Genomic DNA, 13,533 nt, shown 5'->3' with positions numbered 1-13,533 from the left:
ATTGTCTTGCCGTAGTGCAAGATGTGGGATTTTCCCATGCCTTCTCGAGACCTGCCGGATGCAAAGATAAGCACCGCAGACATAAACCTTGATTTAATCAAACGGTAACTTCACGCCGCCGTCATCTGTGTATTTGATGGAGGCCTTCTTTTTTGGCGCAGGTTGTCTGTGTTTGTTTTTGCCACTATGCGATGCAGGTCTGCAGATATCACCGGTAGCAATGTTGCCTGATTGGCTAAGAACTTTCGCTACAGTGAATTTTGTTTTTATGTCCTGCACCTGCACTGTTGCGATTTTTGTTTCAGTCCGTCCAAGCGATTCCTTTGTGTACGGGTCGATAAGCCGTTCTCCAAGATGGTACACGTTGTAACGCTGTCCGGCTTTGACGTTAACTCCGCCCATGTTCAAATATACGCTGCTACCTGCAACTTTGATAACCTTAATTGGATAGATTGCTTGCAACAGTTCAGTGCTGATCTTCTGTGAGACCATGCTGGAGAGTTTTGCAGAGAGGGCGCCGGAGGATCTTGCAGTATCCCTTTCGTATGTTTTGTCTACGGTAACGGTGGATGACCACTTAACTTGCATAGTGGCCGGAACGATTACTTTGTAGGAAACCTGCGCGGCAATACGTTCTATAAAGTAACTTTCACCAGTAAGGTCGATTGTTTTTTTTGTGCAGCTTGTGGTGTAGGAAAGAATTTTCCCCGTTACAATGTAGTCTGCACCAAGGCGCATCCCAAGTTTTGCCTGTTCAGCAATAGCAAAATCATCGCTCTTCCAGTTCGCTTTTTCACGTTGGTAAAGAGCATCCTCTTCGCGGTCGAGCACGGTAAAGCGTCTGCTTTGTACAAGGCTGTCAGTGAGTTTTTGTTGGAATACCTGCGGAACTCCGCGCTTGCGGTTTGCAGTGGAAGCTTTGAAGCCCACAATGGCAAGTTTGCGGCGGTTATTCGGTGCCAGACCAGGAGTCTCGTAGACGTTGATCTGAGCTTCAAGGGTTACATTCCACAATCCGTTGTCGTTAGTCTCGTCTATAATGTCATAACCTGCTATGACACCGGAAGTCTTCATTCCGGTGACAGAGGCGTTTTCTGCTTTGAACTTAGTGTTGCGCGTACCATTTGTTGTTTCAGTTGCACCGGCACGCACGGCAACAGAGGCAGATTGCAGGCTTACCCCTTTGATCTGACGAACTGCCTGAATAAGCGCATCTTCAATAGCAGCATCTCGAGATGCTGCCATGCCTGTTGTTGTAGCGGACACAACCTTAGCATGGCTTTCTACAGAAAATGTGAGGAGCAGCATGCAGATAATGATGAGCATGCGCAGGACAAGCTGAAACGGTGTTTTTTTAGAAGTCGTCAACATCCATCATCTCCTGACCCATAACTGCGTTTGGTGAAACTTGCTTTTTAGCATGTGGAGCAGCAGCTGTCTTCTTTGCAGTCACAGTCTTTTTCAAGTCTGTTGCAAGCTTGCTGGACTGTGGTGACCATGTGTAGATAACGCCTACAATCTCCTGATTGTATTCAGGGTGTTTATATGTCCATGAGGTGAGCTTGCGCACACCTGGCAGGTTTTTGATGCAACCTTTTGCGTTGATGGTTTGGTTCAGGGTGCTGATGAATTCTTTGGAGCGCTCTTTGCTGCTGAAGATGCTGCCGTCTGCCTGCTGCTCAACTGTCCCGACGGTTTTTTCAACCTCTTTTCGGCCTGCATCCTGACTGAACATTCCGTGGGATTTGAACAGGAATGCAAAATTAGCGTATGCCTGAGCATCTGCATGGCGCATAGCCATTTCGCGGCCTTCAGCGCGTTCATCATAATCTGTACCAGTATACGCGTTGCCAGCCTGACCGTAGGATACAAGCACAGGATAGCCGTCCTGATTGTAGATGCGGCGTATGCCGAACTGTTGGAAAAGTGCGGCAGGCTTGTTGCCGACGATGCTGCGAACAGACGGTCCGCCTACTTTACGAGGATTTGGGCGCAGGTCGCCTTTGTTGGCGATGATGGAAGAAATCCAGCTTTTGAATTTTGGAGATGCCACAACAGCGACAGCAACTTCATGTCTGCCTTCGGAGTTGTTGGCTTCAAACGTCTGCACTGGAATCATGCCGGAAAGTTCTGCGCTGGCAGTAGTAACAGTGCGTTTTTCAATGGTGTTGCGGAGCAGTTCTTTTTTCTTTTCACGCGGGAGTGCTTTGAATTTTTCAGGATCAATACCGTTTTCTGACAGCATGTTGTCCAGTTTGCTGCCGACAACGGCAACAGCTTTCTCTAAAATTTCTTCAAATTTATTGGTGCTGCCAAGTTCTTCGCGGGTGAATTCCGGCATTGTCGGGTCTTCTTTGATGCTCTGCAATGCTGCAGCACGCACGGAAACACCAAGAAACTTCATGTATTCAGCCTGCGCCTTTAAATAGGCTTCCTCAAATGCCATTGTGCGGAAGTTTGCCCAGTCCGGATGGTCTGCGGAAACTTTTACGCGTGCTCTGCTTACCGTGTAGAAAATCTGACCTTGATCTTGTTTCTCGAGGAAGAGGGCACCCTTGCCTTCTCCGTTGTAGATAGAGATAAGTTCATCAAGCTCTGCCCTTGGATCGAGAACCTGAGGCACAGCAGCCTCAGCCACGGCCTCTTCAATGACGGCCGCTTGTTCCTGTGTGGCAGGAGCAGGTGCTTCAAGATTGGTTGAGCCTTGTGCAAAAGATAGGGACGGCAGAAGGAATATGGCTATGAATGCTGCAATATAACGCTTTGCGGAGCGTGAGAACTGAGTCTGCATGTGGGATCTCCTAAGAAGTAAGAAAGGGGCTGAATCAGCCCCGTGAAAAAGAGAAAACTACCAGGAAACTGTGCCGGAATCACCGCGTTTGATGATTGGAGTTTCACCTTCCCAGAAGGCAAGGCCGGTATTGATATCGGTAAGGGTAAGCATGAAAAAGTATTCAATCTGGTCTGTATCAGAATCAATACTGTGGTTACGCTGGATGATTTTGCCGGATAAGCTTAAGTCCGGAGCGACAATCTGGCCTTTTCGTGCCACGTTTTTCTGGTTAACTTCTTTGGATTTTCTCAGCTTGCGTGCTGCTGCAACCATCGGGTCTTCAGCGCCGTTGATGCCGATGGCGGTGGTAGTAACAACTTTGCCGCTGCGAAGCAGGTCAATACGAATTTTTTTGATGAGCTGGTCAGTATCGATGTTCTGCATTGTGTCGTTAATAACACGGGATACAACCATAACGTAACGACCGCCACCCGGCTTGGATACTGCGCCGGAGGAGAGCATTTCGTTAACAGCGGTAGATGCTGCCTGTTCAAAGTCTCTGTAACCGAGGCCCATAATACGCGCATTGGTGTCGTTGTATGGGTCAATCATGGTTGCCACGTTCTTTTTGTTACAACCTGTTGTAAGGGCAATAAGTACGAGTAAGGTAAGTATGAGCAGTTTTTTCATTTGTGGCTCCGTTGTAAAAAATGAGTGAATAGATATTGGGTTCAGTACTAGTTACTTTCCAAGGGCAATAGTCTGCACATATGGTACACTGTTCGCCTGAGGCATACGTACATGGACAATGGAGTATTTGCTGTCTGGAAGTGTCACGGTTGCCAGTGTTGTACCATTTGGAGCCTGAAGACACAGTTTTTTATCTTTAGGTTTAGGTACACGTATAAGCTGGACATTTTTAGGCAGTGAAAGCCATGAACGCGTGTCTGCCCGTGTCATTGCAGAAGTGAAAAGACCGGTTGCAAGCCCTACAAGTTGCCCCCCGCTTTCCTGTGCCAGATACTGTACAAAAGTCTTGGTGGCAGTGGACGCAACAGCCTTTGATATTGTTGATGTGAGGTGCGCCTTGTATTCGGCCTGCATAACTCTGTCAAAGTTGCAAAGGGTTTTGGAAGCGTATTTTTTTGATCCTGCTGTAACCTGAAGAAACGGCATCGCTGCATCGCGAGTTTTCAGTTTTGGCATAGCAAAGGAAACCATAGAGACACCGGCTCGTTTACCAGCAATAAAGAGCGGGATGTCGAGACGGAATTCGTCCACTTCCGGCGCAAGGCCGTTTTCGAACACAACCCACACGGAAGGCTTACGGTATTTGCTGGTCTTTCTTCCCCGTGCAAAATCTTTGGACATGTTTGCGTCTTGCTTAACATACGAGTTGTTCGGAACCATGCCTTTAACGCGCTTCAACATAGTATTACACTTGTTGTAGTCGCTTTTCATCTCGCCGTTTACGCAAAAGAATAAGCCGGAAAGGTACGTTGCATATGGGTTGACAAAATCACCGTAGCTTTTCCATTTATTAATTTCAGGCATAGATTCATATACGGATTTTGTTGCAACATCCTGTATACGAAGTAAGTCGAGTACTGGCGCGTTGTCTTTTTTTTGCGTCGCAGCTTGTTTTTTTTGCTTTGAGCGTTGCTCTTTTGCTTCTTTCTGTAAGTCTTTGATCTCTTCCTTATATTCTTCTACCGCCCGACGCTGGCGTTCCAGTGTGCGGTTGAATTCTACACGTGCTTTGCTGGTTTTATTGAGCGCAAGCAGGGACATCCCTTTGTACATGTTGATAAGGACAGTGTCGCTTGTTCTTGGTTCGTAGTTCATGAATTCTCTGTTAAAGAGAACTTCGCCAACGACTTTTGATGCGGCGTAGGCATCATTTTCCGTTTCGTCGTTTTTTACCTCTGCTTCAGATTCATTAAGCAGAGTGTATGCATCTTCAAACCTTCCCTGATTAAAACGAACCATACCTGCATCGAGCAGAAAAGGCAGTGCGTGGTCAAAGTCAGTATCAAGAATGGTTGATGTAGCTGTTGTGTCACCCAGGTAGTACGGTTGCAGTAGTGCCTTTTGGTCTTGCTGCTGCATTGTTGCACAACCACATAACAGCGTTGCTGTTGCTAGTAATAAGCAAAGCCTTAGCTTCATATATCCCCCGATTTAAAGTTAAGAAACATATGGGGAATACTGGATTGAGTGCACACTTTCAACTGCATACCCGTGAAAATAACGTTTATTTGCAGGGCGATATACACTGTCTAATATTTACGACAGTAAATAATGGCTTGTCGTATTTTTTATATCCAACTTGGTGATGGGAAAGGGGGGTAATGATAAATACTAGAGCGAGGTGTTACAATGCGGTATAGAGGGCAGTAACCACAATTAAACGTAACGAACTTACTGCTGAGGTTGATTGCTTATGCAGTAGAGTGGTGTTCGGGGGAATAATGAAAATGATGCATATGGTAACGTTCATTTTCTTAGTATGCACTGTTTGTTGTTTCGCAGCCGGTGCGGGTATGGCTGATAGTGCACCTTGGGATTCATATAAAAAGCCGGATGACGTAGAGGTTCGAAAGCTTCTTACTCCGTTGCAGTATAAAATTACACAGAAAGACGGTACAGAAAGCCCGTTTGATAATCCGTATTTCAAGTTTTACACAAAACAGGGCATCTATGTTGATCTGCTGTCGGGAGCGCCGTTATTCAGTACCACAACTCAATATGACTCCGGTTCCGGCTGGCCAGCATTTACTGAGCCTATTGATATGAAATATATTACTCTGCGTAAGAAATTTTCTTTTTTTGGAGAAGTGTTCGAAGTGCGCAGCAAGACGTCCGATTCTCATTTGGGTGACAGGTTTACGGATGGTCCCCTGCCGACACGTCTCCGTTATTGTATAAACTCTGCAGCCCTGCGTTTTATCTCTAAAGACGATATGGAAAAAGAAGGGTATGGAGCTTTTTTGTATCTATTCAAATAGGAAGAAAGTGAGTGCTCGATGAACATCCAAGTATGTGCCCTATAAGTATCTCCAAATGCTTTGGGTAGCATATAGAAAAAGGGGGTTGCTTTTACAGCAACCCCCTTCACTAGGCTTTTAGTTTTTGAGTATATTTGGTGCTAGAAGCTGTATACGGCGAGGATAGCAGCTTTGAATACGTGGTCTACGTTTTCGTTAGCGTTGTCATTGTCGAAGTCTGTTGCTGCAAAAGCGAGGTCAGCAACGAGATCGAGGTTGTCGTACATGTTGTATGTAGTAGTGAAGTCGATTTCAACAGCGCTGTCGTCGTCGCTCCAGTTTTCAATGTCAAGGCCAGCGGCGTCATCATCGTTAGTACCACGAACGTAAGCAATACGTGCAACGTGAGATACTTTGTCGATGAAGGTGATTTCGCTAGCTTCGAGTGCAACACCCCATTTACCGCGAGCATCGCCGAGAACGCTGTCAGACATAGGACCAACTGCGCCTTCACCTACGAGGGTGGTAGCTACAAAGTCGCCACCGTTGTCGAGGATAGGCATACGGCCTTCGTTGTCGTCATCGTTACCAGAACCGTACCAAGCCATGAATGCAGGTACGCAGTACTGAGTAGTGTAAGCAGCTTTACCAGCTACGAGGAAGCCACCATCATCATCAGATGCTTTACCGAATACGCCGTCGAAGGACAGTACGAGGTTTTCGATAGGGGTTGCTTCGAGAGCTACACCGTACCACTGAGTGTCGCCGGTGAGGCCTTTATCTGCAACTAATGTTGCAGGAAGGTTAACATCTTCACCAACGTTTGCTGCTACAAAGTATGGAGTAACAGTGATGGTGTCAAAGTTGAGAGCAGCGATAAGACCGTAAACGTCAACAGAAGATTCGGAATCATCGTAGCCGTTATCTTTTGCATCGTAAGGGCGACCGTAGAAAGCGGTGAAGTCTACGTTAGAGTAGCTTGCAGAAGCAACGATTGCACCGAGGTCGTCGTTGAGAACAACGTTACCGGATACAGCACCTGGAAGAGCTACGCCCTGGATACCAGCGCGAACTTTAACAGGGGTGCTTGGGATGAGGAAGTCGAGGTAAGCACGACGGGTCTGAATGTTTACACCATCAGCGCCGAGAGCGCCACCGGAACCGTTACCAGTGTTGGTAGCGTTAGTCTGACCCCAAGTATTGTTGATTTCGAAGAATACAGTACCGGAGAGAGCTTCAGAAGCAACGATGTCGATCTGAGTACGGAAACGCTGTTTAAAGTCAGTTGTTTTACCTTCGTTATCAACGTTGAGGTAATCGTAACCAACCCACATGTTACCGGAAGCTTTGATTTCAGCTGCAGAAGCGTTAAGCGCTGCGCCGAATACCATGCACAATGCAAGTGCAAGAGTAATAAAACGTTTCATGATAATTCCTTCTTGAATTCATTAAAGACTCAAAAACAAAAGCCGTTCAAAATTTTATACCGAGACTCCCAAAAAATACTCACAGGCTAAAGTGTAAAGGTGGCTATCCTCAACATGCTCTTTAGAGAGTGAGTAACAGGTGGCATTTTTCTATCTGAATGTTTTGAGAAATATATTTTGCAGCAAAACGTTCTTGTATGTGCAAGCAGCAAATATTTTATACAGATTGTGTGCAGTACTGTAGGAGTTACTGCGTAACTAAAAATGCCGTCTCATTGTTGAAAGTGTTTTATAAAACTCGGAATAATTGTACATCGTGTTAATTATTGAATTATTATCTGTTGTAAATTGTGCACGTTTAACAAGTATAAACTCGTACTGTTCTACGTAAAAATATGTATAGAAGTGTTGGGCTTTTTTATGGCCTATAATTGTAATAATGCATATAACACGCTGAATTATAACACATGATGTATACCAAAAATCATGTACAAGCCTACAGTTTTTATAGAGTATGGAATACGCTGTCGAAATTAACAATTTTGAATAATAGCGGGAAGATATGTGGTATGCGTTTCAATATAAAAAAAGCCCCTGCAGTGGCTGCGGGGGCTTTTTTATATGCATACTACATGATGCTGTATAAAAAATAGTAAATCTGTTTTATGGGGGGGGCGTAGTTATGGTGCAACGGCCAACCCTGTAACCCAGGCTTGCGGAGAGCCTTCAGGTGTTGTGCTTTGCTGCAGAGCTATGGAACGTCGTGATGTAAATCCTGCGTTGGATAAATCTTTATCCAACATTTCGCATGTCTTATTGGTAAAACTTCTTCCAAGTTCGTCGATAGCGTCTTTCTTTCCGTATTTAAAGGAACAGAACAAGATTCCACCTGACTTAAGCGATGCCTTAAATGTTTTGAGCACGTCGTGTAGTTGTTTTTGTGGAACATGGAGCAGTGAAGCGTTGGCCCATATTCCGTCATAGATGGTGTGAGGGGAGAATTCCTGAAACCGTAGGCAGCTAATGTTCAGGCCGGTCAGTTCTTCTGCTAGTTTCACTAGCTCTGTTGATGCGTCAAAGGCATCAACTTTATAGCCGTTTTTGAGGAAATAAAGGGCGTCACGGCCTGAGCCGCAGCCTGCATCCAGAATAGATCCGTTGTTCGGTATATTGCGTAAAAATTTTTCGTACTGCTCAGTCATACTGATGGGTAAGGTCTTTTTTACATATTCAACGGCATGGTTGTTATAGTACTGCATGACAACGCTCGCTTGACGTTCGTTAATGATGGAATTTAGATTATTGTTAATTAACGAATAGAAAAATATAAGCATATTAGTTTATTATGTGTTTTGTGGTAGAAGCTGTTTTTTGGTGCTCTATCTGTAATATCAGCAGTAGTGTTCTATGTTCTGTGGGAGGGAGTTGTCTCGCAAATGTTGTAGGAAAAAGTGGCTGTAGGGTGCTTTTATCGGTCGAATATGATTGTTGATCAGCTGGGTAAGGTGTTGTTTGTGTCTATCTGGCTGATCTAGGTCTTCGGTAACAGCTTTCCTTCTGTGTTAATGACAATAAAACTGTTGCATAGTGATATTCCCTGTGCATCGACAGAAGCATTGCCGTTGCGGGTGGAGCAGATGGGACAAGTGATCGTGTGTTCAACATGACTCAGTATTTTTATGGGACTGAAGCACACCTCTTTTTTACATGTTGAGCAGACAAAACTGGTTTCCATGGCATGATTTACATCCTCTACAGGTTCATTGCGGATGAGGATGTGCATGTTTTCGTTATCTCCGGTAAACTTGCGCCGAAACCTGTTGCCTACTGTGTTTGCAAGATTGTTGATGGCGTCATTACGATTAGCCGCGTGACAGTGCGGGCAAGTAACGCTGTGCACGGCATGGTGTTTAATGTCCTTCGCAGTAAATGAAACGATGGCGTCACAGTTGGAGCAGGAAAATGTCGTTAGCATGTTTATTTCTCCGTATAGTGAATGCTTCCATTGAGGCTGTCGGAAAGAATGACCTTAAATTTGATAATACGTAACGTAAGTTGTTTTTGTACAGGTGAAAGTTTGTTGTAGTGACGATTAACTTCTGAGAAGGCATGTGGGATGCGTGTTGGGTTGATGCATCATGTGTTTTGCTGAGATCAGCTTGAAGCTGGCTAAGGAAAAAAAATGAGGTCAGGGCACTCCGGCGTGGGGTGCCCTGTTTTTTGTAGGAATGGTTGGTTCCCGCAGTGTTAGATTGCGGTGTGTATATGTTTCGCCGCCTGTTTGAGTACGACGGAGGCATTCACCTCAATGGCGGAACATATTTTATATAATTGTTCAGGGGTAGCGGCAGCTTGACCTGAGAATACAGCACAGATTTCGGTTTTCGAAAGGTTGGATGCAGACGCAATGTCAGTGATGGACATTGCGCTGTCTTGTGTAAACTCCTGTAAAATCTCACCAACGATCCGGTTGTATTTAGAAATGTATGCGGGGTGGTCTTTTTCGACAAGCTCTTCAAATGGAATATTCAACGCTTTTGCATACCGGAGCATATCTCCGAAAGTTGTTTTTTCTCCGCCAAATTCTTTACTGATCCAGCGAGAGACGGTGTCTCGTCCGACACCGAACATGTCTCCGATTTGCTGCATAGTTTTGCCTTGTGCTCGTAAGGCAAGAATTTTAGTCATAATGACCGCCCATGCCTGAGCATTTTCTGGGTCATGTTTGGCTGCGGTGGTAGGGAGTACGCGATTTTTGTTGTGTTGTCTGAGCATAGGGCTTGACTTTTTTTGTTGTGCTGACACATCATTGGTGTGTGACAATGTAGTTGAGCGGTTATCTAGCGGACTTGTATTAATAGTTGCTAGTGAGAATTGATATCACACTGCAAAGAGCTGTGTCAAAATGCTTTGTGAAAGCATGTTCATGTATTTTTTTGTTTAAAATTTTAATTAACATAAGTAATTACTTTATAATAATATTAAAAATATAACTTTTACATAAAAAAGTATGCATTAGTTGTATAAAAGTAAAGAATATATATTACATAGCAGTTTTAATGTGTATTTGAATTTAGTTTTATAGTTCTATTGTTATTTATAAAATAAAAGTAAATGTCGCCTTGGCATTTGTTTTGTTGTTGTGTCGCGTTTGAACTGAGGCTTTCATGAGAAAAAACGATCTGTAAGAGGGGAAATTCCACGTCTTTTTTTGTGAAACGTGGAGTTGTGGTCAGGTTGCTGCACTAGATGCGGATAGTGACGTGCTTTGAACACAGATGGTAGCCTATCCCATAGGAGATTAAGGATGTTGTTATGTCCTGTTTGCGGAGCAAAGACGCATGTTCCGCGATCGAACGTGTCTGATGACAATTGTATTGTGCGTCAACGTGTTTGTAAGCAATGCGGACACAAAGAAGTATCTATAGAGGTATATTTATCGTCAATGCGAAAAGGGTTTAACTTTCTAGTGCAAAAGGAACAAGGCGAAGCTCTGTATAAGTAACAAATTGTCCCGTTATAACTAGGCTATGTGTATATGTGTAGAGGTTGAAAAGAGCTGTTTGTCACAGCTCTTTTTTTCTTCTTAACATTGATGTCGCTTGCGTCACTTTACGTTGTAGTATTCGGCTATTATAAAAAAAATGTAATTTTGGTATATTTGATAATCAATCTTATCCCCTATATACATTTTTTGCTTGACTTGCTGTAAATATTTCTGTTGGTGGGTATGTGTTATTTTTTGTGCGGGGACAAAAGATATCAGCACTATTTATGTGTTATTTTACGATATATTAAGGATCTCTATGCAAAATGATTTGGGGAATACTTTTGCATCGTTTATAATGATAAAAAAAGGTGTTTAATGGTGTTTTTAACGTTGCCTACTGTATTGAGAATTACTTTATTGTACCTGCTTCTACTGGTCGCGGTAGCTCAGGGAGCTTGTGCGAGTGATGCTCTACAGGGTGAATGTGATATTTCCACAGGTTTTGTTTCCTCTTTACAAAAACAACTCACAGGCGACAAGGCACGCCTTGTTCGGCTGCGCAACAAGATTGCAACTCTCGGCTTGCAGAGTTTTGCGGGCGCGTTGCATTCCTATAAAGAATTTACCATCAAACTCCCGTTGGGTGACACTATTGTTCCTTTTGTTCACACTCCTTGCGGGTTGCAATTTGATGGGTTGAAGGTCACAAGCAAAAGTGCTGGCGTATCGTTTTATGACGTAGATCAGGGTGCTGCTGTAGTGGCCGTTATTCCCGGCAGTCAGGACGCTGTTCAGTGGGAGCATTTTTTGACCACTTCAGTACGGTCTCCCGAAGATGTTCTTTTCCGTGAGCCGAATGGCGTAATATACTATGATTCTAATGAGAACACCCTTGTCGCCGTGTATCATCAGTACAAAGCGATAACAGGTGTGCATCTTGTGGGGAAATCGATAGTTTCCGGTATTACATGCGCGGAGCGTAATTCATCTGTTCGAACCTCAGACGGATACGTAGAAGGTTTTACAAAAAAATGTGCTTTAGATCCCCATGGGAAAGAAGGCATTGTCAAAGGTAGTAACAAGGCCATTTCGTCGGGGCGCATGAACTCTCAGAAAATCACAAGTGTCGGTTCGGGTCTCTCTACTGAGCCAGATATGCCCCCAGATTCAGCTTCAATGATTGCGTCCGCCAGCAGTACATCTGTAACCGTCCATAGCAGATGTCGTCGGGGACAAGTTCGAGCAGGTGGTATCAAAGAAATTCTGCATGCTTATTCATTGCTTCGAACATTGAATCCGCAACACTGCGCTCCCTCAGATACATTTATAAAGGCATACAGCATCAACAACTACGGTGTTAAAAATGCCTATATTGTCTGGAATAATAACGGGGAGGGCGGTGTTTTGTTGGCTGACGGAACTGTCGTTGTACCACCTAAGTATTGCAGCTTGTATGTTGATACGTTTGGTTATGTGGTAACTGATGATAATGGGGTCGGAGTATTGGATTTTTCAGGAAATACAATTTTACCCTGTGAATATACACTGTTTACGCTTAACGATGATGGGTTGCTGAAAGTCGGGAAGCAGACCTCTTCAAGCGGAATAATGTTATATGGTATTTACAACCTGCAAACACGTATGTGGGTTAAGCCAATTGGAAGCTAAAATTTTAGCGCTTCGGGAGCTAATTCCTGCGGCGCTTTTTTTTACGGGGGGTGAATTACCGGTGCGGCACGTAGTATTTCCGCGAGGGTAACTACTCTTGTTTCCTATTTTTCTGAATTCATTTAATGTTAAGCAAAACGTTACTGCATTATCGTATGATACAGGAGTGTTGCATGTATTGGTTCATTGGGCTTATTGCGGTTGTTGCGTTGGGGGTAAATAGCTGGTGGCGTCGGAGTATTGCACGTAACTATAGAGAATTGATTGCAGAGATTGTTGAAAAACGTTCCGGCGCAGTTAAGGACGTGTATGTTGCAGCGCGTAAGCGTAAAAAATATGCAAATAACCGGGACTGGGATTCTGAAGTAAACGTATTGTGGACAACGGATGAAGGATTTCCCATGGATTTTTCCTACACACGCAAGCGTGAGAATGCAGAAAATATTAAGTTTACATTGAAATCAGTTATTCAGGATGGAAGCGGTAATGTGTACCTGCAAGGGCTGGACAGAAGCAGTAAGGAAGAACGGGCGATAGATATTACGACGTTGGCATCACACCTGAAGTTGCCGATGTATAAGGTTATTCCACTGGATGAACTGATGGAGACCGTCTGCGGGTTGCGCTTGCATTACAACTAGTTACTTTTGTTTGTATCAGTTTATGATGGCGCATACGCGTGAGTTGTCCGGCTGAAAAATTCCATGACTAAGCTCCAGCGGGAAGTCATTTCCCAACAGGTGTACAACATTTATGGTTGGGACGGCATAGCAAATTTTACAAAGATTATAGTATGTTCCTAAGGGATGCTTATTGGCTGCGATTAATAGATCTTGCATATGGGTAATAAAAAGCCGCTTCTACCAGATAGAAGCGGCTTTTTATTATTAAACATAAGAAAAGAGCACCACTTCCATGTCTATGAGTAGACGGCAGCGGTACTTATGCAACTTATATACAGGGTTAGCATTGTGGTGCTTTTATCGCATATATAGGGAAGAACTTAAGAAAAATAGCATTGTTATAAAAAGAGTAAACGACAGGACATAGTTGCTGAGCAGTAATAAAAATCTATTTAGCATGTTCACCTCGCATGCGACTTTAATGATTCATGCGCAAAAATTCAATATCAGATTAAAAAGAATTAAATATTATGTCTGATCGCGGCAGACATAAACGGTATGTTGG

The 13,533-nt window shown here is 44.0% G+C and carries 11 protein-coding genes; 3 read left to right on the top strand and 8 right to left on the bottom strand.

Features of this window, described 5'->3' with window-relative positions:
• Positions 1-93 precede the first annotated feature (93 nt).
• Genes F461_RS0115420 through F461_RS0115405 form a run of 4 tightly spaced genes read right to left on the bottom strand, consistent with a single transcriptional unit; the run spans position 94 to position 4,942 of the window.
• Positions 94-1,371 carry a CsgG/HfaB family protein gene (locus tag F461_RS0115420; protein WP_020002058.1) on the bottom strand — a complete coding sequence of 426 codons (1,278 nt, stop codon included), beginning with the start codon at positions 1,369-1,371 and terminating at the stop codon, positions 94-96.
• Positions 1,355-2,791 (bottom strand): DUF6844 domain-containing protein, encoded by a 1,437-nt coding sequence (locus tag F461_RS0115415; RefSeq protein ID WP_020002057.1) that lies wholly within the window; start codon positions 2,789-2,791, stop codon positions 1,355-1,357. Before F461_RS0115415 ends, F461_RS0115420 begins: the two co-directional genes overlap by 17 nt.
• Before the next feature lie 57 nt (positions 2,792-2,848).
• A complete protein-coding gene (lpoB, locus tag F461_RS0115410) occupies positions 2,849-3,463 on the bottom strand; it encodes a penicillin-binding protein activator LpoB (protein WP_020002056.1) in 615 nt (204 codons plus the stop codon).
• Between the two features lie 51 nt (positions 3,464-3,514).
• Positions 3,515-4,942 carry a COG3014 family protein gene (locus F461_RS0115405; RefSeq protein ID WP_020002055.1) on the bottom strand — a complete coding sequence of 476 codons (1,428 nt, stop codon included), beginning with the start codon at positions 4,940-4,942 and terminating at the stop codon, positions 3,515-3,517.
• Positions 4,943-5,316: 374 nt separating this feature from the next.
• Here F461_RS0115405 and msrB point away from each other — a divergent pair, with 374 nt between their 5' ends.
• A complete protein-coding gene (gene msrB / locus F461_RS0115400; protein WP_211211865.1) occupies positions 5,317-5,781 on the top strand; it encodes a peptide-methionine (R)-S-oxide reductase MsrB in 465 nt (154 codons plus the stop codon).
• Between the two features lie 140 nt (positions 5,782-5,921).
• On the opposite strand, the gene F461_RS0115395 is transcribed toward msrB, so the two are convergent.
• The 4 genes from F461_RS0115395 to F461_RS0115380 all read right to left on the bottom strand — a co-directional run bounded on the left by F461_RS0115395 (position 5,922) and on the right by F461_RS0115380 (position 9,962).
• Complete coding sequence (locus F461_RS0115395) at positions 5,922-7,187, bottom strand: outer membrane homotrimeric porin (RefSeq protein WP_020002053.1); 1,266 nt, start codon at positions 7,185-7,187, stop codon at positions 5,922-5,924.
• 680 nt (positions 7,188-7,867) lie between these two features.
• Positions 7,868-8,446, bottom strand: a complete 579-nt coding sequence (locus F461_RS18170; RefSeq protein WP_020002052.1) for a class I SAM-dependent methyltransferase — start codon at positions 8,444-8,446, stop codon at positions 7,868-7,870.
• 272 nt (positions 8,447-8,718) lie between these two features.
• Positions 8,719-9,162, bottom strand: coding sequence for a hypothetical protein (locus tag F461_RS0115385; protein ID WP_020002051.1), 444 nt, complete (start codon positions 9,160-9,162; stop codon positions 8,719-8,721).
• Between the two features lie 272 nt (positions 9,163-9,434).
• Positions 9,435-9,962 carry a helix-turn-helix domain-containing protein gene (locus F461_RS0115380; RefSeq protein ID WP_020002050.1) on the bottom strand — a complete coding sequence of 176 codons (528 nt, stop codon included), beginning with the start codon at positions 9,960-9,962 and terminating at the stop codon, positions 9,435-9,437.
• A gap of 1,090 nt (positions 9,963-11,052) precedes the next feature.
• Between F461_RS0115380 and F461_RS0115375 the strand changes: the two genes are divergently transcribed.
• The gene (locus F461_RS0115375; RefSeq protein WP_020002047.1) at positions 11,053-12,345 is read left to right on the top strand and encodes a hypothetical protein; all 1,293 of its coding nucleotides are present in this window, start codon (positions 11,053-11,055) and stop codon (positions 12,343-12,345) included.
• A 173-nt stretch (positions 12,346-12,518) separates the two neighbouring features.
• Positions 12,519-12,986, top strand: a complete 468-nt coding sequence (locus tag F461_RS0115370) for a hypothetical protein (RefSeq protein WP_020002046.1) — start codon at positions 12,519-12,521, stop codon at positions 12,984-12,986.
• Positions 12,987-13,533: the final 547 nt, after the last annotated feature.

This window comes from Halodesulfovibrio aestuarii DSM 17919 = ATCC 29578, assembly GCF_000384815.1.
GTDB lineage: Bacteria > Desulfobacterota > Desulfovibrionia > Desulfovibrionales > Desulfovibrionaceae > Halodesulfovibrio > Halodesulfovibrio aestuarii.
Note: the sequence above shows the minus strand (reverse complement) of the source record. Positions and strands in the feature narration are given on the sequence as shown.

Bases quoted from the DNA above. Each gene is read 5' to 3' on its own strand.
- F461_RS0115420 (WP_020002058.1), bottom strand. From the start codon at position 1,371: ATGTTGACGACTTCTAAAAAAACACCGTTTCAGCTTGTCCTGCGCATG.
- F461_RS0115415 (WP_020002057.1), bottom strand. From the start codon at position 2,791: ATGCAGACTCAGTTCTCACGCTCCGCAAAGCGTTATATTGCAGCATTC.
- lpoB (WP_020002056.1), bottom strand. From the start codon at position 3,463: ATGAAAAAACTGCTCATACTTACCTTACTCGTACTTATTGCCCTTACA.
- F461_RS0115405 (WP_020002055.1), bottom strand. From the start codon at position 4,942: ATGAAGCTAAGGCTTTGCTTATTACTAGCAACAGCAACGCTGTTATGT.
- msrB (WP_211211865.1), top strand. From the start codon at position 5,317: ATGGCTGATAGTGCACCTTGGGATTCATATAAAAAGCCGGATGACGTA.
- F461_RS0115395 (WP_020002053.1), bottom strand. From the start codon at position 7,187: ATGAAACGTTTTATTACTCTTGCACTTGCATTGTGCATGGTATTCGGC.
- F461_RS18170 (WP_020002052.1), bottom strand. From the start codon at position 8,446: ATGCAGTACTATAACAACCATGCCGTTGAATATGTAAAAAAGACCTTA.
- F461_RS0115385 (WP_020002051.1), bottom strand. From the start codon at position 9,162: ATGCTAACGACATTTTCCTGCTCCAACTGTGACGCCATCGTTTCATTT.
- F461_RS0115380 (WP_020002050.1), bottom strand. From the start codon at position 9,962: ATGCTCAGACAACACAACAAAAATCGCGTACTCCCTACCACCGCAGCC.
- F461_RS0115375 (WP_020002047.1), top strand. From the start codon at position 11,053: ATGGTGTTTTTAACGTTGCCTACTGTATTGAGAATTACTTTATTGTAC.
- F461_RS0115370 (WP_020002046.1), top strand. From the start codon at position 12,519: ATGTATTGGTTCATTGGGCTTATTGCGGTTGTTGCGTTGGGGGTAAAT.